Source organism: Streptomyces sp. NPDC001093, from assembly GCF_040298985.1.
In the GTDB taxonomy this organism is placed as follows: Bacteria; Actinomycetota; Actinomycetes; order Streptomycetales; family Streptomycetaceae; genus Streptomyces.
Genome location: NZ_JBEPBF010000009.1, coordinates 59960 through 84321, shown reverse-complemented (window position 1 = coordinate 84321; position 24362 = coordinate 59960). Strand labels below are relative to the sequence as shown.

The 24362-nt window shown below is 72.1% G+C and carries 22 protein-coding genes and 3 pseudogenes; 13 read left to right on the top strand and 12 right to left on the bottom strand.

From position 1 onward, the window contains the following. The first annotated feature begins 47 nt into the window (after positions 1 to 47). The 4 genes and pseudogenes from ABT288_RS07345 to ABT288_RS07330 form a co-directional block, all read left to right on the top strand. Positions 48 to 1019, top strand: a complete 972-nt coding sequence (locus tag ABT288_RS07345) for an LLM class F420-dependent oxidoreductase (protein WP_351603707.1) — start codon at positions 48 to 50, stop codon at positions 1017 to 1019. A gap of 120 nt (positions 1020 to 1139) precedes the next feature. After that, positions 1140 to 2180 carry a hypothetical protein gene (locus ABT288_RS07340; RefSeq protein ID WP_351603705.1) on the top strand — a complete coding sequence of 347 codons (1041 nt, stop codon included), beginning with the start codon at positions 1140 to 1142 and terminating at the stop codon, positions 2178 to 2180. Between the two features lie 62 nt (positions 2181 to 2242). Beyond that, complete coding sequence (locus ABT288_RS07335) at positions 2243 to 2668, top strand: SsgA family sporulation/cell division regulator (protein WP_351603703.1); 426 nt, start codon at positions 2243 to 2245, stop codon at positions 2666 to 2668. 206 nt (positions 2669 to 2874) lie between these two features. Next, positions 2875 to 3187 (top strand): annotated as a pseudogene (locus ABT288_RS07330) (VOC family protein); the annotation flags it as partial. Here ABT288_RS07330 and ABT288_RS07325 read toward each other — a convergent pair. The 5 genes and pseudogenes from ABT288_RS07325 to ABT288_RS07305 all read right to left on the bottom strand — a co-directional run bounded on the left by ABT288_RS07325 (position 3165) and on the right by ABT288_RS07305 (position 8439). Next, complete coding sequence (locus ABT288_RS07325; RefSeq protein WP_351603702.1) at positions 3165 to 3710, bottom strand: DUF6328 family protein; 546 nt, start codon at positions 3708 to 3710, stop codon at positions 3165 to 3167. The pseudogene ABT288_RS07330 and the gene ABT288_RS07325 sit on opposite strands and share 23 nt — an antisense overlap. Positions 3711 to 3763: 53 nt before the next feature. Then, the gene (locus ABT288_RS07320) at positions 3764 to 4747 is read right to left on the bottom strand and encodes an aldo/keto reductase (protein WP_351603700.1); all 984 of its coding nucleotides are present in this window, start codon (positions 4745 to 4747) and stop codon (positions 3764 to 3766) included. Continuing rightward, positions 4662 to 6247: pseudogene (locus ABT288_RS07315) on the bottom strand (MFS transporter). Before ABT288_RS07315 ends, ABT288_RS07320 begins: the two are co-directional and overlap by 86 nt. A 100-nt stretch (positions 6248 to 6347) precedes the next feature. Continuing rightward, the gene (locus ABT288_RS07310) at positions 6348 to 7169 is read right to left on the bottom strand and encodes a lipase family protein (RefSeq protein ID WP_351603698.1); all 822 of its coding nucleotides are present in this window, start codon (positions 7167 to 7169) and stop codon (positions 6348 to 6350) included. A 67-nt stretch (positions 7170 to 7236) separates the two neighbouring features. Further along, positions 7237 to 8439 carry an FAD-dependent monooxygenase gene (locus tag ABT288_RS07305; RefSeq protein ID WP_351603780.1) on the bottom strand — a complete coding sequence of 401 codons (1203 nt, stop codon included), beginning with the start codon at positions 8437 to 8439 and terminating at the stop codon, positions 7237 to 7239. 333 nt (positions 8440 to 8772) lie between these two features. On the opposite strand from ABT288_RS07305, the gene melC1 reads away from it, so the two are divergent. Further along, complete coding sequence (gene melC1 / locus ABT288_RS07300) at positions 8773 to 9159, top strand: apotyrosinase chaperone MelC1 (RefSeq protein WP_351603696.1); 387 nt, start codon at positions 8773 to 8775, stop codon at positions 9157 to 9159. A 36-nt stretch (positions 9160 to 9195) separates the two neighbouring features. Then, positions 9196 to 10017 carry a tyrosinase MelC2 gene (gene melC2 / locus ABT288_RS07295; protein WP_351603694.1) on the top strand — a complete coding sequence of 274 codons (822 nt, stop codon included), beginning with the start codon at positions 9196 to 9198 and terminating at the stop codon, positions 10015 to 10017. Between the two features lie 15 nt (positions 10018 to 10032). On the opposite strand, the gene ABT288_RS07290 is transcribed toward melC2, so the two are convergent. Together ABT288_RS07290 and ABT288_RS07285 are read right to left on the bottom strand one after the other, a co-directional pair. Next, the gene (locus tag ABT288_RS07290; protein WP_351603692.1) at positions 10033 to 10728 is read right to left on the bottom strand and encodes a ribonuclease H family protein; all 696 of its coding nucleotides are present in this window, start codon (positions 10726 to 10728) and stop codon (positions 10033 to 10035) included. Positions 10729 to 10761: 33 nt separating this feature from the next. Further along, on the bottom strand, positions 10762 to 11556 hold the full coding sequence (locus ABT288_RS07285; protein ID WP_351603690.1) for a VOC family protein: 795 nt from the start codon (positions 11554 to 11556) through the stop codon (positions 10762 to 10764). A gap of 163 nt (positions 11557 to 11719) precedes the next feature. On the opposite strand from ABT288_RS07285, the gene ABT288_RS07280 reads away from it, so the two are divergent. The 5 genes from ABT288_RS07280 to ABT288_RS07260 all read left to right on the top strand — a co-directional run bounded on the left by ABT288_RS07280 (position 11720) and on the right by ABT288_RS07260 (position 17408). Next, complete coding sequence (locus ABT288_RS07280; protein ID WP_351603778.1) at positions 11720 to 12727, top strand: zinc-binding alcohol dehydrogenase family protein; 1008 nt, start codon at positions 11720 to 11722, stop codon at positions 12725 to 12727. A 253-nt stretch (positions 12728 to 12980) separates the two neighbouring features. After that, positions 12981 to 14426: a family 2B encapsulin nanocompartment shell protein gene (locus tag ABT288_RS07275; protein ID WP_351603688.1), complete on the top strand. Its 1446-nt coding sequence runs from the start codon at positions 12981 to 12983 to the stop codon at positions 14424 to 14426. Further along, a complete protein-coding gene (locus ABT288_RS07270) occupies positions 14423 to 15490 on the top strand; it encodes a family 2 encapsulin nanocompartment cargo protein terpene cyclase (RefSeq protein WP_351603686.1) in 1068 nt (355 codons plus the stop codon). The genes ABT288_RS07275 and ABT288_RS07270 overlap by 4 nt, the downstream gene beginning before the upstream one ends. 67 nt (positions 15491 to 15557) lie before the next feature. Then, positions 15558 to 16436, top strand: coding sequence for a geranyl diphosphate 2-C-methyltransferase (locus ABT288_RS07265; protein WP_351603684.1), 879 nt, complete (start codon positions 15558 to 15560; stop codon positions 16434 to 16436). Positions 16437 to 16499: 63 nt separating this feature from the next. Then, on the top strand, positions 16500 to 17408 hold the full coding sequence (locus ABT288_RS07260; RefSeq protein WP_351603682.1) for an aminoglycoside phosphotransferase family protein: 909 nt from the start codon (positions 16500 to 16502) through the stop codon (positions 17406 to 17408). Between the two features lie 24 nt (positions 17409 to 17432). On the opposite strand, the gene ABT288_RS07255 is transcribed toward ABT288_RS07260, so the two are convergent. Continuing rightward, complete coding sequence (locus ABT288_RS07255) at positions 17433 to 17915, bottom strand: VOC family protein (protein ID WP_351603680.1); 483 nt, start codon at positions 17913 to 17915, stop codon at positions 17433 to 17435. Between the two features lie 285 nt (positions 17916 to 18200). Between ABT288_RS07255 and ABT288_RS07250 the strand changes: the two genes are divergently transcribed. Next, positions 18201 to 19094: an RNA polymerase sigma factor SigF gene (locus tag ABT288_RS07250; RefSeq protein ID WP_351603678.1), complete on the top strand. Its 894-nt coding sequence runs from the start codon at positions 18201 to 18203 to the stop codon at positions 19092 to 19094. Positions 19095 to 19126: 32 nt separating this feature from the next. Here the strand turns inward: ABT288_RS07250 and ABT288_RS07245 are convergent, their stop codons facing one another. After that, on the bottom strand, positions 19127 to 19579 hold the full coding sequence (locus tag ABT288_RS07245; protein ID WP_351603676.1) for an ATP-binding protein: 453 nt from the start codon (positions 19577 to 19579) through the stop codon (positions 19127 to 19129). A 479-nt stretch (positions 19580 to 20058) separates the two neighbouring features. Further along, positions 20059 to 21261, bottom strand: a pseudogene (locus ABT288_RS07240) (DUF6777 domain-containing protein); the annotation flags it as partial. A gap of 192 nt (positions 21262 to 21453) precedes the next feature. On the opposite strand from ABT288_RS07240, the gene ABT288_RS07235 reads away from it, so the two are divergent. Continuing rightward, a complete protein-coding gene (locus ABT288_RS07235; protein ID WP_351603674.1) occupies positions 21454 to 22728 on the top strand; it encodes a streptophobe family protein in 1275 nt (424 codons plus the stop codon). Between the two features lie 40 nt (positions 22729 to 22768). On the opposite strand, the gene ABT288_RS07230 is transcribed toward ABT288_RS07235, so the two are convergent. Further along, on the bottom strand, positions 22769 to 23773 hold the full coding sequence (locus tag ABT288_RS07230; RefSeq protein WP_351603672.1) for a serine/threonine-protein kinase: 1005 nt from the start codon (positions 23771 to 23773) through the stop codon (positions 22769 to 22771). Beyond that, positions 23773 to 24324 (bottom strand): hypothetical protein, encoded by a 552-nt coding sequence (locus ABT288_RS07225; RefSeq protein ID WP_351603670.1) that lies wholly within the window; start codon positions 24322 to 24324, stop codon positions 23773 to 23775. Before ABT288_RS07225 ends, ABT288_RS07230 begins: the two co-directional genes overlap by 1 nt. Between the last annotated feature and the right edge of the window lie 38 nt (positions 24325 to 24362).

The following is a 24362-nucleotide window of genomic DNA, read 5'->3' as shown; positions in this document are numbered from 1 at the left end:
GCGCCCGTGGTTCGTTTTCGAGCCGCGACCCCGGGGACTCGCCATGTATGGTGCGAATCGGATACACGATGATGACCGAGCAGGCAGGGCCCCGGGATCTCGTGGACCACGTGGTCCGGGCCGAGGAGACCGGGTTCGACTTCTCGGTGATCTCCGACCACTACTTTCCGTGGCTGCGCTCGCAGGGCCACTCCTCGTACGCGTGGAGCGTGCTGGGCGCCGCCGCCCAGGCCACCTCGCGGATTCCGCTGATGACCTATGTGACCTGTCCCATCCTGCGCTACCACCCGGCGATCGTGGCGCAGAAGGCGGCCACCGTGCAGCTGCTGTCCCAGGGCAGGTTCCGGCTCGGGCTGGGCGCCGGCGAGAACCTGAACGAGCATGTGGTGGGCGGCGGATGGCCTCCGGTGGACGTGCGCCACGAGATGCTCGAGGAGGCCGTGGGGATCATCCGCGCGCTGTTCGAGGGCGGCCATGTCACCCACCACGGGCCGCACTACGACGTGGACTCGGCCCGGCTGTGGGATCTGCCGGACGAGCCCCCGCCGATCGGGATCGCCGTTTCCGGCGACCAGTCGTGCCGGCTCGCCGGGCACCTCGCCGACCTGGTCATCGCGACCGAACCGGAGCCGGGGCTGCTGGCGGCCTTCGACCGGCACGGCGGCAGCGGCAAACCCCGGGTGGGGCAGCTGCCGGTGTGCTACGACCCCGACCGGGACACGGCGGTCAAGCGCGCCCACTCCCAGTTCCGCTGGTTCGGGCTCGGCTGGAAGGTGAACGCCGAACTGCCGCACCCGGACTCCTTCGAGTCGGCGACCCGGTTCGTGGACGAGGACGACGTCGCCGCCTCCGTCCCGTGCGGCGACGACCCCGACGCCTTCGTCGAGGCCGTACGGCCGTACGCCGAAGCCGGGTTCGGGGAGATCGCGCTCGTGCAGATCGGCGGCGACGCGCAGGCGCAGTACCTGGACTGGTCGGCGAAGACCCTGCTGCCCGCGCTGCGGGAGGCCTTCGGCTGACAGCCCGGACCCGGGCCGCAACCGTTCCGCCAAAGCATGGCCAATGCGTCGATATAGGCTTTCCCGTCTGCGCCCGCTCCCGGGTGCGGTCCCTTGAGCATTCCCGCAGGAGAGTCATCCGTGACCCTGGTCATCGACCCGTCCGAGACGCCCGCCCCGGCCGCGGCGCCGCTGTCCGACCTGGTGGCGCGCGACGCCCGTGAGTTCGGCGGCTACGCGCGCACCGGAAGCTGGGCCTTCGCGCTGATGGTGGCCCGCAGTGTGCGGCCGGGCGGGCAGGCCGCCGGTGAGACGCCGAAGGTGTCCGCGAAGGAGTTCGCACAGCTGGCCGGCTGCTCACCGGAGCGCGTCATGCGCTACTACAAGGCCTGGGACCGGGCCGCCGACGACGGGCTCGTGCCGCACTTCGAGGCGCTGCAGCCGGGCCAGGAGGTCGAACTGCCGGACGCGGACGTGTGGCTGAGCTACTACGTCTCCCGCAACAGCGCGACCTCCGAGCGCGGCACCGCGATCGCCGAGGCCGCCGAGGCCGAGGGCATCCGCCCCACCAAGGCGCTGGAGGTCGCCGAGAACCCGACCGCCCTGCGCGCCGCCATCCTCGCCGACCCCTCCACCGCCCGCGCGGCCCGGTCCGCCCTGCTGGACCGGCTGCGGGAGGACCCCGAGCTGCAGGCGGAGCTGGCGCGTGACGTCGTACGGACCGACGACCTGAAGAAGGCCGTCGCGACCGAGACCCGGGCCGCCGACCGGATCGGGTACGTCCGGCAGATCGCCGAGTCCGGGCAGATCAGGACCCCGGCCGGGCAGACCGTCGACGCCCCGGCCGAGCTGCGCGAGGAGGCCGAGCGCCATCTGTCGCTGATCGACGAGCTGGAGGACGGCGAGGACACCGGCGAGTGGGCCACCGAGGCGTACGGCACCATGAAGTCGCTCGTCGCCCAGGCGGTCGAGGCCGATCCCGAACTGCGCGTCCAGGAGCGGCGGACGAAGTTCTACAGCAGCCTGCAGAAGGCGACCAGGGCGTTCGAGGAGCTGACCTTCGACGACGCCCAGGAGTACTACGAGGACGACATGGTCCGGCGCCTGGAGGAACTCCAGCAGGCCATCGGCGGCTGCCTGGCCGCGCTGCGCGGGGCCGGCGGGAATTCGTCGCGGAGTTGAGCATCCCGGGCGTCACGGGGGTACTAGAGGGCCCTGAGCCGATCGTCGCCGGAGGCCCTCGCGTGACCGCGTTCGTGCACAAGACCCTGGTGGTGGAGCTCCGCTCGGAAGGCACCGGCCGGTGCCCCGTGCTGGCCCATCTCAGTTACCGCGCCGACGACCCGTTCGCCGTCACCGCCGTCTTCGGCCACGACGGCCGGGTGCTGGCGTGCTGGCGGCTGGACCGGGAGATGCTCTCCGAAGGTCTGGCACGCCCCGTCGGCGTGGGGGACGTACGGCTGCGGCCGGCCGCGACCGGTGCGTGGCACGAGCTGCGGATGGAGTTCCTCGGGGACCTCCGCCCGGACGGCGGCCGGCAGCACGCGGTGGTGTTCGCCTGGGCGCCGGCGGTCGCCGCGTTCCTGCGGCAGACCCACCGGATCGTGCCGCCGGGTCGCGAACGCGCCCCGGTCGACGCGCTGTTGGCCGAGATCCTGTCCGCGGGCTGAAGAGCTCGGGCCGTTGCCCCGGCCCGAGGTGATCAGTAAGGTCACCCGGGTGACTGCCGGGTCGGCCATGGGCCACGCATGCGTGAGGTTCCCGGCCCCGGCGTGAGCGCGAGGCCCGCCGCCGTCTCCGAGTGCTCCTGCCCGGCGCCCGCGTGGGCGCCCGCCCTCCCACGGACCTCGACGCCCGGAGACACCCCCTGAAGCCCATGCAGACCATCCAGCCCACCGCGCAGCACGCCCCCACGAGCGCCGTCCGGCTCGACCACACCGCCGTCCTCGCCACGGACCCGCGGCTGTCGGCGGATTTCCTCGCCGCCGTCCTGGGCCTGGAAGTGGGCGCCCCGTTCGGGCCGTTCCTGCCCGTCGACCTCGGGGGCGGCGTGACGCTCGACTACCACGAGAAGCGCGACGAGCCGATCCAGCCGCAGCACGATCAACCGGCTCTTCGGGGGCCGCGGCGCCTGCTTCGCCGACCCGGCCGGGCACAACATGGAGATCATGACCCGGCCGTACGTCCGCTCCTGGCCGGGGACCCGGGCGGGCGCACGTCCCCGTCATCGGGCCGGGACGTGTGCCGGCGGGCCCACAGGGGCAGGCCGAGCCACCACAGCAGGTACCAGGCGACGACCGCTGCCACCAGCCCCGGCACAAAGCCGCCGTGCGTGGCCACCCGGAGAATCAGCAGCAAAGCCGATGTCATGGTGGCGAGCAGCAGGACCAGGCCCACCAGGGTCATCCGGGACGCCAGCCGCACCGCCCGCGGCTTGACCCGGCGGCCGGAGACCAGGCGGTGCAGGGAGACCGGCCCGACCAGGGCCCCGGTGGTGCAGGCGCCCAGGACGACGGTCACGATGTAGATGACCTGGTCGGTGCGGGGCAGCGTGCCGTACTTCGGCTGGAAGACGACGGTCAGCAGGAAGCCGAACAGGATCTGTACGCCCGTCTGGGCGACGCGGACCTCCTGGATGAGCTCGACCCACATCCGGTCGGCCCGCTCCTCCTCGGTCTCGTTGCGCCCCCTGCGCCGTCCTTCCTCGGTCATGCGGTGTCGTGTAACCGCCCGGCCGTTCGTTCAAACGGTGGGTGCAGGAGTGCCTACCAGCGGTGCTCGACCTGTTCCCTGATCCGCCGCTCGTACAGCTCGCGGATCGCGGTGAACGTCTCCTCCGGCAGTGGCGGCAGCTTGGCGGCGGCCGCGTTCGCGCGGGCCTGCTCCGGGTTGCGGGCACCCGGGATCACCGTGGTCACGCCGTCCTGCTCGATGATCCAGCGCAGCGCCAGCTGGGCCGGGGTGCAGCCCCCGGGTGCGAGCGCGGCGAACTCGGCGGCGGCCTCGACACCGGTCTCGTAGTCGACGCCGGAGAAGGTCTCGCCCTGGTCGAAGGCCTCGCCGTGCCGGTTGAAGGTGCGGTGGTCGTCGGCCGCGAACACCGTGTCCTTGGTGTACTTGCCGGACAGCAGGCCGGAGGCGAGGGGCACGCGCGCGATGATGCCGACGCCGGCCTCACGGGCGGCGGGGAGCACCTCGTACAGGGGCTTCATGCGGAACGGGTTGAGGATGATCTGCACGCTCGCCACGTTCGGCCGGGCGATTGCGGTCAGCGCCTGGGCGCAGGTCTCCACGCTCACCCCGTACGCCGCGATGCGCTCCTCCTCGACCAGGGTGTCCAGGGCGTCGAACACCGCGTCGGAGGAGTAGACGGGCGTCGGCGGGCAGTGCAGCTGCACCAGGTCGATGCGGTCGACGCCGAGGTTGCGGCGGGAGCGGTCGTTCCAGGTACGGAAGTTGTCCAGGACGTAGTTCTCGGGGACCTGCTCGGCCCGGCGGCCCATCTTGGTCGCCACCAGGACGTGCAGATCGGGCCGGCCGCGCAGGAAGGACCCGATGGTCTCCTCGCTGCGTCCGTCGCCGTACACGTCGGCCGTGTCGAAGAAGGTGACGCCCGCCTCGGCCGCGGCCTCCAGGACGGACAGCGCCTCCTTGTCGTCCACCTCACCCCAGTCGGCACCCAGCTGCCACGTGCCGAGACCGATCACCGATGCCCACTGCCCCGACCTGCCGATCACGCGTTCGTCCATGGCGCCAGTCTGTCACCCGGCACCGGGGCACGACCGAACTCCCCGGGGAGCGATCCCGTGACGGGCACGTCCCGGTGCCGGCCGATGGCTTCGGCGATGTCCCGGTACGGCGCCAGGCGGCGAAGGCGACGGCGCCCGCCATCGCGAACTCGAGCAGACAGCCGTGCAGGGTGGGGACCGGTACGCCGCCGACGGGGCTGCTGTGGTGCACGAGGACGGCGGCGACGGCGGCGCTGGAGGTGGCCTGGCCGATGGTGCGCATGAGGACGTCGACGCCGTTGGCGGAGGCGGTCTGTCCGGCCGGTACGGCCCGCAGGATGGGGGTCGGCAGCGCCGAGCAGGCGAGGGTGGTGCCCGTCGAGACCACGGTGGCTCCGACGATGATCATCCACAGGTCGCGGCTGTCGGCGATGCGGACCCCGTAGCCGCAGCCGATGACGGCGGCGCCCAGCGAGGGTGATCCGCGGTCCGCGCGCGGCCGAGATGCGAGCCGACCATGGCGACAGGAGCAACATGGTCACGCCGCCGGGCAGCAGACACAGACCGGTGGCGACGATCGACAGGCCGAGGCCGTAGCCGGTGGCCTTCGGCGCCTGGACACGCTGGGCGGTGACCAGCGAGTTGGCGTAGAAGGCGAACCCGGTCAGCAGGGCGGCCACATGGGACAGGCCCACCCGCGGCCGGGCGACCAAGCGCAGGTCGACCAGCGGCCGTTCGGTGCGCAGCTGCTGCCACGACCACAGGCCGAGAACGACGGCGGCGCCGAGGAACAGCCCGAGGACCCGGGCGCTCCCCCAGCCCCAGGAGCCGCCCTGGGAGACGCCCAGCAGCAGGCACACCAGCCCGGCGGCGAGCCCCGGCGCACCGGGCACGTCGAACCGGCCGGGCTCGCGCACCGGCGACTCCCTGACCGCCCCCCAGGTCGCCGCGACGCCCACCACACCCAGGGCGCTGGTGAGCCAGAACATGGTGTGCCAGTCGGCGTACTGGACGACCAGCGCGGCGAGCGGCAGGCCGAGCGCGGCGCCGATGCCGACGGTGGAGCTCATCAGCGCCACCGCCGAGCCCCGCCGCTCCGGCGGGAGTTCGTCGCGCAGGATGCTGATCGACAGCGGTACGACGGAGGCGGCGGCGCCCTGGAGTGCGCGGGCTGCGATGAGGACGCCGATGCCGGAGGACAGGGCGCACAGCACGGAGCCGATCGTCATTCAGGGCAAGCGCACCGGTGAGCACCCGGCGCTTGCCGTACATGTCGCCGGCCCGGCCGAGCACCGGGGTGAGGACGGCGCCGGAGAGCAGAGTCGCGGTGACCGTCCAGGAGACGGCGGCGGCGGACGCGCCGGTGAGCCGGGGCAGGTCCGGCAGCAGGGGGACGACCACGGTCTGCATGACCGCCATGAGGATGCCGCCCGACGCCAGCAGGGGGACGACGAGCCGGTCCCGCAACGGGAGCGCTGGGACCGGGCCGGGCGGCCGGGGTATCGGGGCGGGCTGGTCCATTCGGCGCCCCTGCGGACTGCACGGCTGCTCGGTGAATGGCCGTTCACCCTACCGAGTGAACGGCCATTCACCGACGCGCCCGGTACCGGCGCGGGGCACCTCAGTCGAGGTTCTTCTCCAGGGCCGCCAGATAGTTGTGCATGAAGTGGTCGCGGATGCCGTCGGAGGCGGGCGCGAAGGCGTCGGCGGTCAGTCCGGTCGCCCGGTCGGTGAGCGCGGACAGCATCGGCATGCTCTCGTGCAGCCGGCCGTGCGAGTCGATGTAGCGCAGGGCGCGGACGTGGGTGAAGGCCGGCTCGGGCGGCAGCTGGGGAACGATGTCGTTGTTGTTGACGAAGCGGTACATGCGGCCGCCGAATCCCTGGTGGAACGCCTCGGCGAGCAGCCGGTCGCAGGTGCGCGGCTGGCCGTAGGTGTACACGCCGTCGGCGGCCAGGTGCGGGTCCTCCAGATACATCCGGGCGCCGGCCAGCATCGCCAGGGCGCCGCCCAGGCTGTGCCCGGTGAAGTACACGGTCTGGCCGTCGGTGCGCAGTTCGGCGAGGCTCCGGTGGACGGCCGGGTAGACCGATTCCAGGGCCTCGGCGAATCCGTGGTGGACGTATCCGTTGCCCCCGGGTCCGGGGCGGGGCGGGGTGGTGGCGTCGGTGAGCCAGTCCTTGATCTGGGTGGGTTCGGTGCCGCGGAACGCGGTGACGATCATCCGGTCGCCGGCCACGGTGTACGCCTGGGTGTCCTGCAGCGGGAAGGGCGGGGTGAAGCGGGTCTCGTGGTGGCGCACCTGGTCGAAGCCCCACCGGGCGGCCTGGTCCTCGATGACGGCGCGGTCCTTGTAGGCCAGGTCGGCGGCGCGGGCCAGCCAGTAGGCGCGTTGCAGGCTGTAGCCGGTCGAGGTGTGGTCGAAAGTGACGGGTACGGCCATGGACGGGACTCCTCGGGTGTGGGGGGTGGGGGAACCGGTGGCGGGTGCGGCGGAACCAGGCGGGGTACTAGCCGCGCTGGGCGGAGGACCGGGCGTGCGGGGTACGCGCCGCCCCGGGGCCGAGCCACCGTTTGACCCTGTGCAGCGCCTCCAGCCGGCCGGCCGCCTTGTCGAGGCCGTAGTACAGCTGCGGCGGGACGTACGGCAGCAGGGGCGAGTGGCGCCGGCCGAGCAGGGCGAACATCCGGTGCGGGGGGAGGTGGATGTAGCGGGGCAGGTTCTCGTACCACTGGGCGCTGTGGCGGGCCGCGCTCTGTACGGGCAGCAGCTCGGCCATGCGCCTGCGCTCGTAGGCGGCGAGGGCGTCGCTCAGGTCACTGTGCTCGTGCAGGGCGCGGGCGAGGCACATGGCGTCCTCCAGGGCGAGGGCGGTGCCGGCGCCGCTGGAGTAGTGGGTGGTGTGGGCGGCGTCGCCGAGCAGCACCAGATTGCCGTGGTGCCAGGTGCGGTTGGTGAGGGTGCGGAAGGTCAGCCAGCCGGCGCCGGGGCGGCCGGTGAGCGGGTGGCCGTCGAGGACGCCGGCGAAGAGCCGCTCCAGCAGGGCGAGGCCGTCCGCCTGCGTCGCCCGGTCCAGGCCGAGCCCGGTGAAGGTCTGCGGGGAGCACTCGACGACACAGGTGCTGTGCTCGCTGCTGCAGCCGTGTCCGCAGGCCCAGATCCAGCCGTGCTCGGTCTCGGTGAAGGCGAAGGTGAGGGCGTCGAAGACCTTGCTGGTGCCGAGCCGGACGTAGGGGTTGCGGCCCATGGTGATCCGGGTGCCGAAGGACGCGGCATGACGGGTGCGCAGGGCGCTGTGCGGCCCGTCGGCCACGACGACGAGGTCCGCGCCGGCCGGCGGTTCGGTGATCCCGCTCGCGAACTCCAGCCGGACACCGAGGAAGCGGGCCCGGTCGGCGAGCAGGCCGAGCAGCCGGTGGCGGCCGATGCCGAAGCCCTCGTCGCCGTGGTGCCGGATCGTCAGGTCGCCCACGTGGGCGACCTCGTCGCTCCAGCGGACGGAAGCGTCCTCGATCGCCCGCGCCGAGGCGAGGTCGTGCTCCCGGAGCCTGTCGAGGAGGGCGCGCCGGTACGTCACGCCCCAGCCGTGGGTCGAGCCCTCGGGGTCGCGCTCGTGGACGGTGATGTCGTGGGACGGGTTCTGTCGCTTGAGCAGGATGGCGAGGTACAGACCCGCGGGCCCGCCTCCGACGCAGACGACCTTCACACGCACACCCCTGGCAGTCACCCGATGTGGCCGTACGGCAACGCAGGGTAGCAGGGCGGTCGGACCGCCCGATCGCGTCAGTTTGGCGTGGTGAGCCGGGCCACTCGGACGGACCGCGGACGACAAGGATCGGCGGAATCGGGGCCGGAAAGGCAAGGAATTCCTTGTTCCGGGGCGCATCACCCCCGGCCACGGCAAGATCATCTTGATTCAAAGCCGTACGACATGTGGCCAATTGTCCGGATCGCAGCCAACCGGTTCCGGGCGATTTCCTCCCGCACCGGAGCCCCCGATAGGCATGCGTCGTCACCCACCGGAACACCCTCCAGGAGGACCCGTATGCCCGGCATCACCCGGCGCCGCGCGCTCACCGCGACGGCGGCCCTCGCCGTGACGGCCACCGTGACCACCCTCGCGGCGCCCGCCGCCTCGGCCACCGGCCACGACCACCCCATGCCGATGCCGGAGACCTTCGACGAGGTCTACAAGGGCCGCCGGATACAGGGCCGCCCGATGACGACGGGCCACGGCGGCCACCACCACGAACACGGCGGCGGTTACGAGGTGTTGATCGACGGCGTACCGCTGCACGTGATGCGCAACGCCGACAGCAGCTGGATCAGCGTCGTCAGCCACTACGCCCCGGTGCCCACCCCGCGCGCCGCCGCCCGGGCCGCGGTGGACGAGCTGCAGGGCGCCCCGCTGCTGCCCTTCCCCGCCAACTGACCGCCCCCGCAAGGACCTTCCGGAGCATCGCGCACCATGACCGTACGCAAGAACCAGGCCACCCTGACCGCCGACGAGAAGAAGCGGTTCGTGTCCGCCGTCCTCGAACTCAAGCGCAACGGGCGCTACGACGAGTTCGTCCGCACGCACAACGCGTTCATCATGTCGGACACCGACACCGGCGAGCGGACCGGCCACCGCTCACCGTCGTTCCTGCCCTGGCACCGCAGATTCCTGCTCGACTTCGAGCAGGCACTGCAGTCGGTGGACCCCTCGGTCGCACTGCCGTACTGGGACTGGAGCACCGACCGCACCGTGCGTGCCTCGCTGTGGGCGCCGGACTTCCTCGGCGGCACCGGGCGCAGCACGGACGGCCGGGTGATGGACGGCCCGTTCGCCGGCTCCACCGGCAACTGGCCGATGACCATACGCGTCGACGGCCGTACGTTCCTGCGCCGCTCGCTCGGCACGGCCGTGCGCGAGCTGCCGACCCCGGCGGAGGTGGAGTCGGTGCTGTCGATACCGGCGTACGACATGGCGCCGTACAACAGCGCCTCGGACGGCTTCCGCAACAACCTGGAGGGATGGCGCGGGGTCAATCTGCACAACCGGGTCCATGTCTGGGTCGGCGGGCAGATGGGCACCGGGGTCTCCCCCAACGACCCGGTGTTCTGGCTGCACCACGCCTACGTCGACAAGCTGTGGGCGGAGTGGCAGCGGCGGCACCCGGACGCGGGGTACATACCGGCCGGCGGCACGCCGGACGTCGTGGACCTGGACGAGACGATGAAGCCGTGGAACGACGTGCGTCCGGCGGACCTGCTGGACCACACGCGGTACTACACCTTCGACAGCTGAGCGGACCCGGTGTGATCAGGCCTCGGCGGTGCGGCACTCCGGGTGTCCCCAGCCCTGCGCGTTCTTGGCGATGGACTCGCCCGCCGCGTAGGAGCGGCCGCACAGGCAGCGGCCCGGGAACTTCGCCTTGATGGTGCGGGAGGACGCTGCCCCGCCGGTGCGGCGGGGCGCCTTGCCGCGCGGGGCGGCCGCCTTCGGGGTGTCGGGCGAGGGCGGCGGCGCCGGGGAGCCGAGCGCGCTGCCGGCCGCCTCCTGCACGGAGGCGGCCTGGCTGGCGGCGCGGTCGGCGAAGTCGTTCAGCGGGTCGCCGTCGATCTGGTGGGCCGGGACGTAGCGGAACTCGACCGTGCGGCCGTCCAGGAGCGCGTCGATGCGCACGACGAGGTCCTGGTTGGCGACGGGCTTGCCGGCCGCGGTCTTCCAGCCGTTGCGCTTCCAGCCGGGCAGCCAGGTGGTGACGGCCTTCATCGCGTACTGGGAGTCCATGCGGATCTCCAGCGGCACGTCGGGCTCGACGGCCGTGAGCAGCCGCTCCAGGGCGGTGAGTTCGGCGACGTTGTTGGTGGCCCGGCCGAGCGGACCGGCCTCCCAGCGGGCGGGGGTCCGCTCGTCGCCGTCCGAGACCACCCACGCCCATCCGGCCGGTCCGGGGTTTCCCTTCGAAGCCCCGTCGCACGCGGCCACCACACGTTCACGCATACGCACGATCATGCCATGGCCGCGCCGGACCCCGTCACGGACGGGTCAGACGTCCTTGACCTTCGGCATCTCACCCTCCGTGGTCGCGATGTCGATCACGGAGAAGTTCGCGCCCTGCGGGTCGCTGAGCGCCGCGAACCGGCCGAAGGGGCTGCTCATCGGCCCGAAGCGGAGGACGCCGCCGAGCTTGGTGGCACGGGCCACGGCCGCGTCGCAGTCGTCGACGGTGAAGTAGACGTTGATGTACGAGGGCACCTCGGGCGGGAAGTCGTCGGTCATCCGCATCCGGCCGAGCACGGTCTCCTCGTCGATGTCGAACATCCGGAAGTCCACCGCGTCGTCCACGATGTCCTTCATCCGGTACGGGAAGACGGCGGAGAGGAAGGTGTCGGCCTTCTCGGGCTCGCGGGTGAAGACCTCGGCCCAGCAGTAGGCGCCCGGGGTCGCCGTCGCCTCGAAGCCCTCGTGGCTGCCGGCCTGCCAGACGCCGAAGACGGCCCCGCTGGGCTCGCGGGCCAGACACATCGTGCCGAAGTCGCCGACCTGCATCGGCTCCATCAGCACCTCACCGCCGTTCTCCCGGATCTTCTCGGCGGTGGCGGCGGCGTCCGGTGAGGCGAAGTACAGGCACCACTGCGACTGGCCCTCCTGGCCCGGCATGGGCGGGACCACGGCCGCCACCGCCTTCCCGTCCGCGTAGGCCTGCGTGTAGTTGCCGTACTCCGACGACGACTCGCCGAAGGTCCAGCCGAGGACGTCGCCGTAGAACCGCTTGGCTCCCTCGACGTCGTTGAACATCGCATCGGCCCAACAGGGCGTTCCCTCGGGTTGCACGGCCATGCTCGCGGCCCTCCTGGTCTTCGGTCCCGTACGGATGGTCCCCCGCCTTCGAGGCTTGCGTCCCGAAGCTCACGCTAGCCATCCGGCCGTCGGCCCGCGCGCCGAACCGGGGAACCGACCGGACAATGGGAGGGGAGGCGACGGTGCGATGACGACGGGCACGATGCGGGCGTGGTCGGTGGTGCGGCCGGGGCCGGTCGAGGGGCATCCGCTGCGGCTGGTGGAGCGGCCCGTGCCGGTACCCGGGGCGGACGAGCTCCTGGTGCGGGTGCGGGCCTGCGGCGTGTGCCGGACCGATCTGCATGTCGCCGAGGGCGATCTGCCGGTGCACCGGGACGGGGTGACCCCCGGGCACGAGGTGGTCGGCGAGGTCGTGGGGGCCGGGGCCGCGGTGCGGGACTTCGCGACGGGCGACCGGGTCGGCGTGGCCTGGCTACGGCGCACCGACGGGGTGTGCGCGTACTGCGCGCGGGGCGCCGAGAACCTGTGCCCGTACTCGGAGTACACCGGCTGGGACGCCGACGGCGGATACGCCGAGTACACGACCGTGCCTGCGGCGTTCGCCTACAGGCTGCCCGGCGCCCTGGACGATGTGGCGGCGGCGCCGCTGCTCTGCGCCGGGATCATCGGGTTCCGTGCGCTGCGGCGGACCGGACTGCCCAAGGGCGGGCGGCTCGGCCTGTACGGGTTCGGGGGCAGCGCCCATCTGTGCGCGCAGGTGGCGCTCGCCGAGGGTGCCACCGTGCATGTGATCACCCGGGAGCCCGCCGCCCGCAGGCTGGCCCTGGAACTGGGCGCGGCCTCCGCGCGGGACCTGCACGAGGCGCCGCCGGAGCCGCTGGACGCGGCGATCCTGTTCGCCCCGGCCGGCGAGCTGGTCCCGGTGGCGCTGCGCGCCCTCGACCGGGGCGGCGTGCTGGCCCTCGCCGGGATCCACCTGACCGACGTACCGCCGCTGCACTACGCGACCGAGCTGTTCTACGAGAAGGAGCTGCGCAGCGTCACCGCCAACACCCGTGCCGACGGCCGGGAGTTCCTCGCCCTGGCCGCCCGGCACGGCGTCCGCGCGACCACGCACGCCTATCCGCTCTCCCGCGCTCCCCAGGCGCTTCGCGACCTCAAGGCCGGCCGGTTCGACGGGGCGGCCGTCCTGTACGCCGACCTGTCCTGAGCACCGGGGAGGCGCAGCACACCGCGTACGGGCACCCCGCGCGAGGGCGCGGGGCACCGGCGCCCGGGCATACCGTTTGCCGTTCGTGCCCCGATCAACAGGTTTACGCTCCTGAGTGTCATGATCAGCCCCCTTCGCGCTGTATCGGGTACCTCACGAGGACTGTTTGGCTTGGCCCGGGCTGCAGGATCACCACGCTCACCACCCATCGATCCGGCCACCCCTGTTCGCACACAGCTCCGCTGGAGGGAATGTGACCACCACACCGGACAGCGCCGCCGGTCCCGCCGTCGACGAACCCGCCCCCGACCCCGCGGCCGACGGGCAGCTCACCAGCCTGAGCACCCGGGCGGCACGCCAGCTCACCACGACCACCAAGTCCGAACCGCAGATGCAGGCCATCACCTCACGATGGCTGCTGAAGACCCTGCCGTGGGTGGACGTCAAGGGCGGCACCTACCGGGTCAACCGCCGTCTGACGCTGCGCACGGGGCGCGGCCGGGTGCACTTCGAGCAGAACGGCGCCGACGACGTCCGGGTCATCCCTCAGACGCTGACCGAGCTGCCGATCCTGCGCGGCTACCCCGACACCGACGTGCTGCGGGAGATCGCCGGCCGCTTCCAGCCCCGGGAGGTGCGTGCCGGGCAGGTGCTGTTCGAGGCCGGTCAGCCGGTGACCGAGGCCTATCTGGTCGCCCACGGCCGGTTCACCCGCTACACCACAGGCAAGTACGGCGACGAGGAGATCACCGGGGTCGTCACCGACGGCGACCAGATGGGCGACGAGGCGGTCGGGCAGTCAGATCCGCTGTGGCTGTCCTCGGTGCGGGCCGAGACGGCGGGGGTGGTGCTCGCGCTGCCGTGGGCCGTCGTGCAGGAGTTCACCGAGCGCGTCCCCTCCCTCGCCGCGCACCTCCAGGCCTATGTCGAACGGCAGCGGAGGCCGATGAACCGCAAGGGCGAGGCCGAGGTGCCGGTGCAGGCCGGCCACGTCGGCGAACCCACGCTGCCCGGCGGCTTCGTGGACTACGAACTCGCCCCGCGCGAGCACGAGTTGTCCCTCACCCAGACCGTGCTACGGGTGCACACCCGGGTCGCCGACCTCTACAACCACCCGATGGACCAGACCCAGCAGCAACTCCGGCTCACGGTCGAGGAGATCCGCGAGCGCCAGGAGTGGGAACTGGTCAACAACCGGGAGTTCGGACTGCTGCACAACATCGACTACGGCCAGCGGATCAGCACCTTCACCGGCCCGCCGGTGCCGGACGACATGGACGAGCTGCTGTCGATGCGGCGCAAGACCAAGGTGTTCCTCGCCCATCCCAGGGCGATCGCGGCGTTCTTCCGGCAGTGCAACCGGCGCGGCCTGGTGCCCGGCACCGCGAGCGTCGACGGCCACGAGGTGCCGGCGTGGCGCGGGGTGCCGATCTTTCCGTGCAGCAAGATCCCGATCAGTGACGACCACACTACGAGCATCATCGCGCTGCGCACCGGCGAGGCCGACCAGGGCGTGATCGGCCTCCACCAGACCGGCATCCCCGAGGAGTACCAGCCGGGCCTGAACGTCCGGTTCATGGGCATCGACGCGGCCGCGATCATCAGCTACCTCGTGACCGCCTACTACTCGCTGGCGATCCTCGTGCCGGACGCGGCCGGGATCCTGGAGAACGTACAGATCGGCCGGTTCCCCGAATGACATCCGAGCACTCCATGAACACCGCCGCCTCCTACACGCTGCCGGGGCCGCCCGACATCGCCGCGAGCCTGCGCAGACCCCGCCGCACCGGGGCGATCCCCGGACTGCACCACCGGCCGGCCGTGCCCGCCGACCCGGTGAAGGCCGCCGAGGTCGACCGGCGGCTGGAGACCTGGGCCCGTGGCCTGGATCTGTTCCCGGAGGCCTGGAAGGGGGACTTCTCCGGGTTCCAGTTCGGCCGGGCCGTCGTACTGCAGCATCCGGGCGCGCTGGACGTGGACCGGCTGACGGCCGCCGGGAAACTGCTGCTCGCCGAGAACATCGTCGACTCCTGCTACTGCGAGGAGGACGAGGGCCGGGGCGGGGTGCGCCGTGGCCTCGCCGGCCGGCTGATCATGGCCCAGTCGGCACTCGATCCCTACCACGGCATTCCGGAGCTGGAGGAGGAGTGGCGCCAGGGCATGCGGGCCGACGGTCCGCTGCGCTCGTACCACTTCGCCCTGGAGGACTTCGCCGGGTTCGCCACACCCAGCCAGACCGACCGGTTCGTGCAGGACATGGCCCGGCTGCACCTCGGCTACCTCGCGGAGGCCGCCTGGGCGGAGACGCGGTACAAGCCACGGGTCTGGGAATACCTGGTGATGCGGCAGTTCAACAACTTCCGGCCCTGTCTGTCGATCGTGGACGCCGTGGACGGCTACGAGCTGCCCGAGCAGGTCTACGCCAGGCCCGAGATCCAGCGGATCACCGCCCTCGCCTGCAACGCCACCACGATCGTCAACGACCTGTACTCCTTCACCAAGGAACTGGCCGGCGATCCCGACCACCTGAACCTGCCGCAGGTCGTCGCCGCCAACGACCGGCGCGGGCTGAAGGCCGCCTATCTGGAGTCCGTCGAGATCCACAACCGGATCATGGCGGCCTTCGAGGAGGAGTCGGCCCTGCTGTCGGCCACCTCGCCGCTGGTGGAGCGCTACGCCCGGGGGCTCGCCGCCTGGGTGTCCGGCAACCACGAGTGGCACGCCACCAACACCCACCGTTACCACCTGCCCGACTACTGGTGACCGCCCTCTTGCGGAACACCGCCACATGCACCAGGAACGCCGTCACATGCACCACGAGGAGCCACCTTTGACCTCCGCCCCCGTTGCCCGGACCGCGCCCGTTCCGGTCCCGACCCAGTCCGTCTACCAGAACCGGGTCGCGGACTACTGGAACGCCGAGGAGAACCCGGTCAACCTCGAGCTCGGCCGGATCGACGACCTGTACCACCATCACTACGGCATCGGAGCGGCCGACCGTTCGGTGCTCGACGAGCCCGATCCGGAGCGGCGCCGGGACCGCGTCACCGCCGAACTGCACCGGCTCGAACACGCCCAGGCCGAACTGCTCGCTTCGCATCTCGGGCCGCTGACCCCCGCCGACCGTGTCTTCGACGCCGGCTGCGGACGGGGCGGCGGCAGTGTCGTGGCGCATCTGCGCCACGGCTGCCACGCCGACGGCGTCACCATCTCCGCCAAACAGGCCGCGTTCGCGAACGAGCAGGCCCGCACCCGGGGCATCGACGACAAGGTGCGCTACCACCACCGCAATATGCTCGACACCGGCTTCGAGACAGGCGCGTACGCGGCCTCGTGGAACAACGAGTCCACCATGTACGTCGAGCTGGACCTGCTGTTCGCCGAGCACGCCCGGCTGCTGCGCCGCGGCGGACGCTATGTGGTGATCACCGGCTGCTACAACGACACCTACGGGCGGGCCTCGCGCGAGGTGTCGCTGATCAACGCCCACTACATCTGCGACATCCACCCGCGCTCGGAGTACTTCAAGGCGATGGCCCGCAACCGTCTGGTGCCGGTGCACGTCGAGGACCTGACCCAGGCGACGATCCCCTACTGGGAGCTGCGCCGGGAGGCCGACCATCTGGTCACGGGCATCGAGGAGACGTTCCTCGACGCGTACCGCAACGGCAGCTTCCAGTACCTGCTGATCGCGGCCGACCGGGTCTGAGGCCGGGGCCCCGGCGGTAATTCCGTCGACAGCGAGGGCGTTGAGGCGCTGGGATGGGCGGCCATGAGTGCCCACGACAGCCAGAGTCCGCCGCGGATGCACGCGGACGAGGTCGACCTCGACGCCCCGCTGATCCAGCGCCTGATCGCCCGCCGCTTCCCGCAGTGGGCCGCGCTGCCGGTACGCCGGCTGCCGTCCTCCGGGACCGAGAACGCCATGTTCCGGCTGGGCGCCGGCCTGCTGGTACGGCTGCCCCGGCGGCCCGGCGCCGTGGAGGACCTGAGAAGGGAGCAGCGCTGGCTGCCCCGGCTCGGGCCGCTGCTGCCGGTCGCCGTGCCCGAGGCGGTGGGCATCGGCGAGCCGGACGAGGGTTATCCATGGCCCTGGTCCGTCTACCGCTGGATCCAGGGGCACAATCCGGTGGCGGGCGCCGTACGGGAGCCGGAACGGCTCGCCGAGGACCTGGCGGCGTTCGTCCGCGCCCTGCGCCGGATCGAGCCGCAGGACGCGCCGCCCGGCTACCGGGGCGGCCCGCTGCGGGACCGGGACGAGCCCACCCGGGTGGCCGTCGCCGAGCTCGGCGCACGGGTCGACGCCGGCGCGGTCACGGCCCTGTGGGAGGAGTCCCTGCGGGCTCCTGAGCACGTGGGGCCGCCGGTGTGGGCCCACGGGGACCTCTCCCCCGGGAACGTGCTGGTCGACGAGGGCAGGCTGAGCGCGGTCATCGACTTCGGCTGCGCGGGAGTGGGTGACCCGGCCGTGGATCTGATCGTGGCCTGGAACCTGCTGCCCGCGTCCGCCCGGGGCACCTTCCGCAAGGCCGTCGGCGCCGACGACGCCCAGTGGGCGCGGGGGCGGGGCTGGGCGCTGTCGGTCTCGCTGATCCAGCTGCCGTACTACTGGGACACCAACCCGGCCCTGGCGGAGAACTCCCGGCATGTGATCGCCGAGATCCTCGCCGAGGCCGGGTGACGGCCGGCAAGCCCCGGGAGTCCGCTACTCCCCCGCGTACGCCTGCTCCAGCGCGGCGACGTCCAGCTTGCCCATGCCCATCATGGCCTTCATGGTGCGGGCGGCCTTCTCCTGGTCCGGGTCGCCGATCAGGTCGATCAGCCGCTCGTAGACGACCTGCCAGGAGACGCCGTACCTGTCCTTGAGCCAGCCGCAGGGGCCGCCCTCGCCGCCGTCCTCGGTGAGCTTGGTCCAGTAGTAGTCGATCTCCTCCTGGTCGGCACACATGATCTGGAAGGAGACGGCCTCGTTGAACGTGAACTGAGGGCCGCCGTTGAGCGCGACGAACTTCTGGCCGTTGGCCGTGAACTCGACGGCCAGCACGGAGCCGGCCGGGCCGGGACCGGCCTCGGTATAGCGGCCGACGCGACCGATGGCGGAGTTCTTGAAGATCGACACGTAGTACTGCGCGGCCTCCTCTGCCTGGCCGTCGAACCAGAGGCAGGTGACGAATCCGTCGGTGGTCATGAGCACCTCCTGGGCGGGAAACACGGTCGTGAGGGTGGACCGATCCTCGCGGCGAAACTCATCGGCCGGGCCACCGGATGATCCGGTCGGGTGAACGGCGCCCCTCCCTGCATCCCGGTCTTCGGTCACGTCCCGTGCATGCGCGGCGTCACCGGGGGTACCCGCCCGGTGAGCACCCGCCGGTACGCATGGAACACCAGGTTTCGGTACAGGCGGCGAACGACAGGAAACGGACACGCAGAGGCCGCCGAGGCAGACACAGCCGTGACTATCGTGGGAGAGGCAATGAACACCGCCGGGATCCGGTCGGCAGCAGAGGTCACCGAGAGGACCGAGCAGGACAGGACGGGCGAGGCATCGGTATCACTGCCCGGAATCGCGGATCCGGCGTCCGTCGCACCACGTGACGCACGGGAGTTGTCCCGTCAGTTCTTCCGCCGGCTGGCCGAGCTGGACGAGGGCACGCACGAATACCAGTACGCGCGCAACACCCTCATCGAGATGAACATGTCGCTGGTGCGGTTCGCGGCCGGACGGTTCCGGGGCCGCGGCGACGACATGGAGGACATCGTCCAGACCGGCATGATCGGCCTGATCAAGGCCATCGACCGGTTCGAGCTGGCCCGCGAGGTGGAGTTCACCTCCTTCGCGCTGCCCTACATCGTCGGTGAGATCAAGCGGTTCTTCCGGGACACGACATGGGCGGTGCACGTGCCGCGCCGGCTCCAGGAGCTGCGGGTGGAGCTGGCCAAGGCGCGTGAGGAGCTGTCCAGCCGACTGGACCGGGACCCGACGGTGGCCGAGCTGGCGACCCTGATGAACATCTCCGAGGCCGAGGTGGTCGAGGCCCAGCTCGCCTCCAACGGGTACAACTCCGCCTCCCTGGACGCCGCGCTCACCGGCGACGGGCCGGACGGGGGCGAGGCGGTGCTCGCCGACTTCATCGGCGTGGAGGAGGAGGGGCTGCGGCTCGTGGAGGACTTCCACGCACTCGCGCCGCTGATGGCGGAACTCAGCGAGCGGGACCGGCGGATCATCCATCTGCGGTTCGTCGAGGAGGCCACCCAGGCGGAGATCGGGGAACGGCTCGGCTGCTCCCAGATGCACGTGTCCCGGCTGATCAAGCGGATCATCACCCGACTGCGCCAGGGGATGCTCGGCGAACTCGACCGCGCCTGAGACGGCGTCTGGTCCAGATCGGCGCTTGAGTATCAGCGGTTGAGTTCGAAGCGGACACGCACCCGCTTGCCCACGGGCACACGCTCCGCGGTGACCTCCGAGGCCAGGGCGTACACGATCTCCATGCCGTGCCGTCCGACGCGTTGGGGGTCCTTGGGGAAGCGGCGGGGCAGCGCGGAGCTGCTGTCGTAGACGCACACGGTGACGGCGCTGTCCGTGCCTTCCAGTTCCAGCATGTACGGGCCGTTGCTGTGCTGGTCGGCGTTGGTGACGAGTTCGCTCACGAGCAGGAGCAGCTCACCGTGGGCGCGGCGGTCGGCGATAGCGCACCACTCGGTGCACAGCTGCTCCAGAAAGCGGGCGGCGAAGGCGCGCGCCTCGGCGATGCAACCGGGTTCGCCGGTGTAGTGCGCCGCCCGCCACAGCGGCTCCACGGGTACGTCGAAGCCAGTCGGTATCACTGCCCCGCCCAGGTAATTGGTCATGCTGTCTCTCTCGGAAGACCCGGCCCGGCCGGACGCCTGTTGCACCTGTCCTCGTACCCCGTGCCGGGCTCCGCAGTCCCCCGGGGCGTTCGCCGACCGCGCACAGTGGCGATGGTCACGCTGCCCGGGGCCGCGACCGCTCACACCGAAGGCGAACCATGCGGCTGCTGCTCGGTGGGCGTCATCTGCGCGGTGGGCGTCATCGCCGACTCGCCGGGCGTCCCCGGGGTCACAGGGGTCGCCGGGCCCGGAGCGGAACTCGCCGAGGACGGCGCAGTGAAGCTGGTCGTCTGCTGCTGCGACGACGCCTTCTCGCTCGAGGTCCGGGCCGACGGCGAGCCCGCGGACGGCGACACCGGACTGGCGGAGGACGACCCGGTGGACGGCGACTTCGACTCCGGCGACTTCGACTCCGACGACCGCGATGCCGACGACATCGATGCCGGTGGTGACTTCGATGCCGACGTCTTCGATGCCGAAGGCGAGGACGACGAAGAGGGCGAGGACGTGGAGGAGGAAGCGGACGACGACGGGGACGAGGACGACGGCGACGAACTCGACGCCGACGGCGAGGCCGAGGAAGAGGACGAGGATGAGGAGGGAGAAGAGGACGGGGAGGACTTGGACGGCGACGGCGACGAGCTCGACGGCGACGTCGACGGCGACGTCGACGGGCTCGGCTTGCCCGGGGTGGACGGTGTGGACGGGCAGTGCTTCGAGCCCGGCGGGCACGACGGGGACGGGGGCCGGGGCGGGTTCCAGGGATGCGGGAGCATCGGCGGCCTGGCGTGCTGGTCGTGCGTGCCGTACTGGTCACCGCGCTCGCGGTGGATCCAGTCCTTGTGGTGGTTGTCGTAGAGCACGAAGACGTTGACGACCGTCGGCGCGGGCGTCACCACGACCACGTTCGAGGGCCGGTACCCCGACCAGGTGGGGCCCACCAGCGTCGGCGTGCTCTTCTGGGCGACCGGCGGGTTCAGCGGGTTGCCACAGGCGCAGCGCACGCGGGGGACGCCGTGGTTGTCCACCAGTACGGCGGTGCCCGCCTGGAGGACCGACTGGTAGCTGGTGGCAGCCCCGTTGCGGTAGCCGTGGTTGGTGACCCGGGTGTCGACGCGGAGCTGGACGGGGGTCAGCGAGCGCAGATAGGCGGGCACGCCGGCGGGCTGGACGCCGACCACGGAGGCGAAGGCCTTCTCCTTGCCCGGGTCGGCCTGCAGGAACCTGATCTGCTTCTCGACGTCGCAGGCGGGCGTGCGGTTGGTGCCGCCGTACAGGCCGGGCGCCCCGCCCTCGACCCCATGCACCGCGTTGGCCGTGCCGGAGGGCGCGGCGGAGGCGGAGGGCGGGGGCGGGGCGGAACTCTCCTTCGCGGTGGATTCGGTGAACGGGTCCTGGCCGCTGCTGTTCGCGGACTGCAGGAAGACCTCGCCGCCCTTGCCTCCGCCACCCGGACGGGTGAAGACCACCGCGAGGACCACGGCGGCGACGACGGCGGCGGTGAGGGCCGCCACCCGCGGCACGGACTTCCACCACGGCCCGTGCGGTCCCCTGGCTCCACCACCGGCACCGCCACCCGGCGGTTGGGAGGGCGGTGGTCCGGAGGGGGGCCGGGACGAGCCCGACAGCGGGCCGGAGGGCGGCCCTGTCGGGCGGCCGGAGGACGGAGGTTCGGCGCTCACGAGCACTTCTTCCCGTCGCGATCGTCGCGATACGCGGAGCGGTACGCGAGGCGATGCGCGGCTTTTCTCAGTCAAATCCCGTTTGCTGCATTTGGCTGCACATTGATCCCATTGTGTGTCGCAGGGCCGTGAGGCTCGCAAGCCGACGCGAACGGCCCACCCGGCGGGCGGGCTGCCCGGCCGCTGCATAGCGTGTCAACCGTGAGCGTTCCGACCGTCGCCCCGCCCGTCGCCCGTCATGGCTGGGCGCAGGCCGTGGCCGCGGTGCTGACCGGGCTGGCCGTCATGGTGCTGGTGGCGTCGCTGGGACTGTGGGCGGCCGGAGCGGGTGGCCTGCCGGACGGCGCGTTCCCGCGGGTGGTGGCCGCGACCCTGGTCACGGCGGTCGGCGGCAGTGTGGAACTCTCCGGCAACGCGGGCGCGCTGGCGCAGACCCGGGCCGGGGTCACCGTGATCCCGCTGTCGGTGACCCTGGTCGGCGCGCTGGCGATCGGCGGGGGCTTCCTGCGTCCGCTGCGGCACCGGGCGGTCGCCTCGGCCGGTGAGCTGGCCGGCTGGGCCGCCCGGATCGCGGTGCTGTGGCTGCTCGTGCTGATCGGCCTGGCCCTCGGTGCCCGGCAGACCTTCGCCGTCGACGTGGGCAGCGGCACCCTGAGCGACCTGACCGGCCTGTTCGGCGCCGCGCCCCGGGTCGGCTTCACCACGGACGTGCCGCTGACGGTGCTGTTCGGCCTGCTGTGGCTGGCCGGGGTGCTGGTGCTGGCGCTGCTGGTCGCGCGCGGGGCGCCGCTGCCGGGGCGGCTGCTGCGTCTGCAGGAGTCGGTGCGCCCGGCGGCGCACGCGATGGTGGTGCTGCTCCTCGCGTACGTGGTGATCGGCCTGGTCACCGCGCTGATCACGGCGGCCACTCGCGGGCACGCCTCGGCGATCTTGGCGCTGATCCTGCTCGGCCTGCCCAATCTGGCCTGGCTTGCCCTCACCCTCGGTCTGGGAGCGACCTGGACCGGCCGCGTGCACGGCCCGTTCGGCCTGCCCATGCCGCATGTCCTGGACGCGATCCTGCGCACCCCGGACGTCTCCGCGCTCAACCTGCGCTCGCTCACCGACTACGACGGCCGGTGGTGGTGGCTGGTGGTCGTGGACGCGATCCTGCTGCTGGCCGTGGCCTTCCGGATGGCAGCGAGCTCGCCGGCCCGGATCCGCCTGTGGCAGCACGCCGTCCACCTGGGCGTGGCGCTGGCGCTGACGGTGCTGATGATCTGTCTGACCGGCCGCATCTCGGCGCACTACGGGCTCTCCCTGCTCGGCATCGGCGACCTGGGCGGCGGACTGTCCGGAGAACTGTTCCTCAGACCCCAGCTGTGGCAGGCGGTGGGCCTGGGCGCGCTGTGGGGACTGGTCGCCGGGTTCCTGGGCGGCCTGCTGGCCCGGCGGGTGCACCGTCGGGGCGAGGTGAGCCCGCCTTGAGGATCCCGTCGGCCCCGGGGTCGCCGACCGGGCCGCGGGGTCACGCCGTTGCGTCCGCCCGGTACACCGGATCCGCCCAGTGCGGGGGGCTCGGCGGGCCGCTCACCGTCGTGTGGTCCGTCTCCGTGTCGGGCTCCGGCGCCGGGCGGACACCGGCCGGGCCGGAGCCGGTCGCCGTGGCGGCGCGCAGGGCGGCGACGAAGGCGAGGCAGGTGTCGTAGCGGGCGTCGGGGCTCTTGGCCAGGGCCTTGGCGAAGACCGGGTCCACCGCGGGGTCGAGGCCGGGGCGGGTCTCGCTCGGCGGGGGCGGATCGTCGTACTGGTGGGCCCACAGGAGGGCCATGTCGTCGTCGCGGAGGAACGGCGGGCGGCCGGTGAGGGTCTCGTGGACGACGCAGGCCAGGCCGTAGACGTCGCAGCGCCCGTCGACCGGGCGGCCGGAGATCTGCTCGGGGGCCACGTAGTCGAGGGTGCCGACGAACTGGCCGACGCTGGTGAAGCCGGTCAGGGACAGCGATTTCTTGGTGAGCCCGAAGTCGGTCAGATACACGTGCTCGGGGTGGTCGCTGTCGATGCCCTCGGCGACCAGGATGTTGCCGGGCTTGACGTCCCGGTGCACCAGGCCGTGCTCGTGGGCGGCGTCGAGGGCGGAGGCCACCTGAGCGGCGATCCGTACGGCATCGGGCAGCGGCAGTGGTCCGCGCAGGTCCAGGACGTGGCGCAGATCGCTGCCGGCGACGTACCGCATGGCGATGTAGAGCACCCCGTCGGTCTCGTCGGCCTCGAAGACCGGCACGATGTGCGGGTGGTCGATCGCCGCGGCCACCTGGGACTCGTGGGTGAAACGCTTGCGGAAGGTGTCGTTGCGGGCGAGTTCGGGGGCGAGCAGCTTGAGCGCGACCGTGCGGTCCAGGCGCAGGTCGCGGGCGCGGAAGACGACGGCCATGCCGCCGCGTCCGATCTCGCTCTCGATGAGGTAGCTCGCGATCTGCCGGCCGATCAGCTCCGAGGGCCGGCCGGAGAACAGGCTGGTCTCGCGCGCCATCAGCGCTCGCCTTCGGGCGCGACCAGCCGGGTCGGGGCGTGCCCGGTGGCGTTGTCGCCGGTGATCTCGCGGTCGGTGGCGTAGGTGGTCAGCCGCCGTCCGTCGCCGTACACCCAGCGGCCCTCCTCGGGGTCGTACAGCCACATGGACTCCCCGTCGACGACGATTCCGATCCTGAGGCCCCGGGTACGGTCCTCGAAGTCCTCGCCGTCCAGGGCGCCGGCCGCCAGTTCCTCCACCGCGGACCGGTAATCGGCCAGGGCCTGCTCGGCGCGGGTCAGCAGGGGCCGCGGATCGGCGGTGTCCGCCGGGCCGTCGGCGGCGGGCGGGTCCTCGGGTACGGCGACGAGCCGGCGGCCGTCGACCCAGGCGCCCCAGCCGTTGGCGCAGCGGATGTACCCCCAGTCGCCGCGCCGCTCCACGAGCTCGACCGGCAGCAGCGGGTCGAGGGGCAGGGTGGGCCGGGCCGGGTCGGGGGCCTCCCAGGCGGGCATGCCGCGCGGCGGCACGACGTGCGTGGGCCGGAATCCGGGACTGGGCGTTCTGCTCATCGGGACGCCTGCTTCCGCGTGTGTGCCATCGCGTTCGC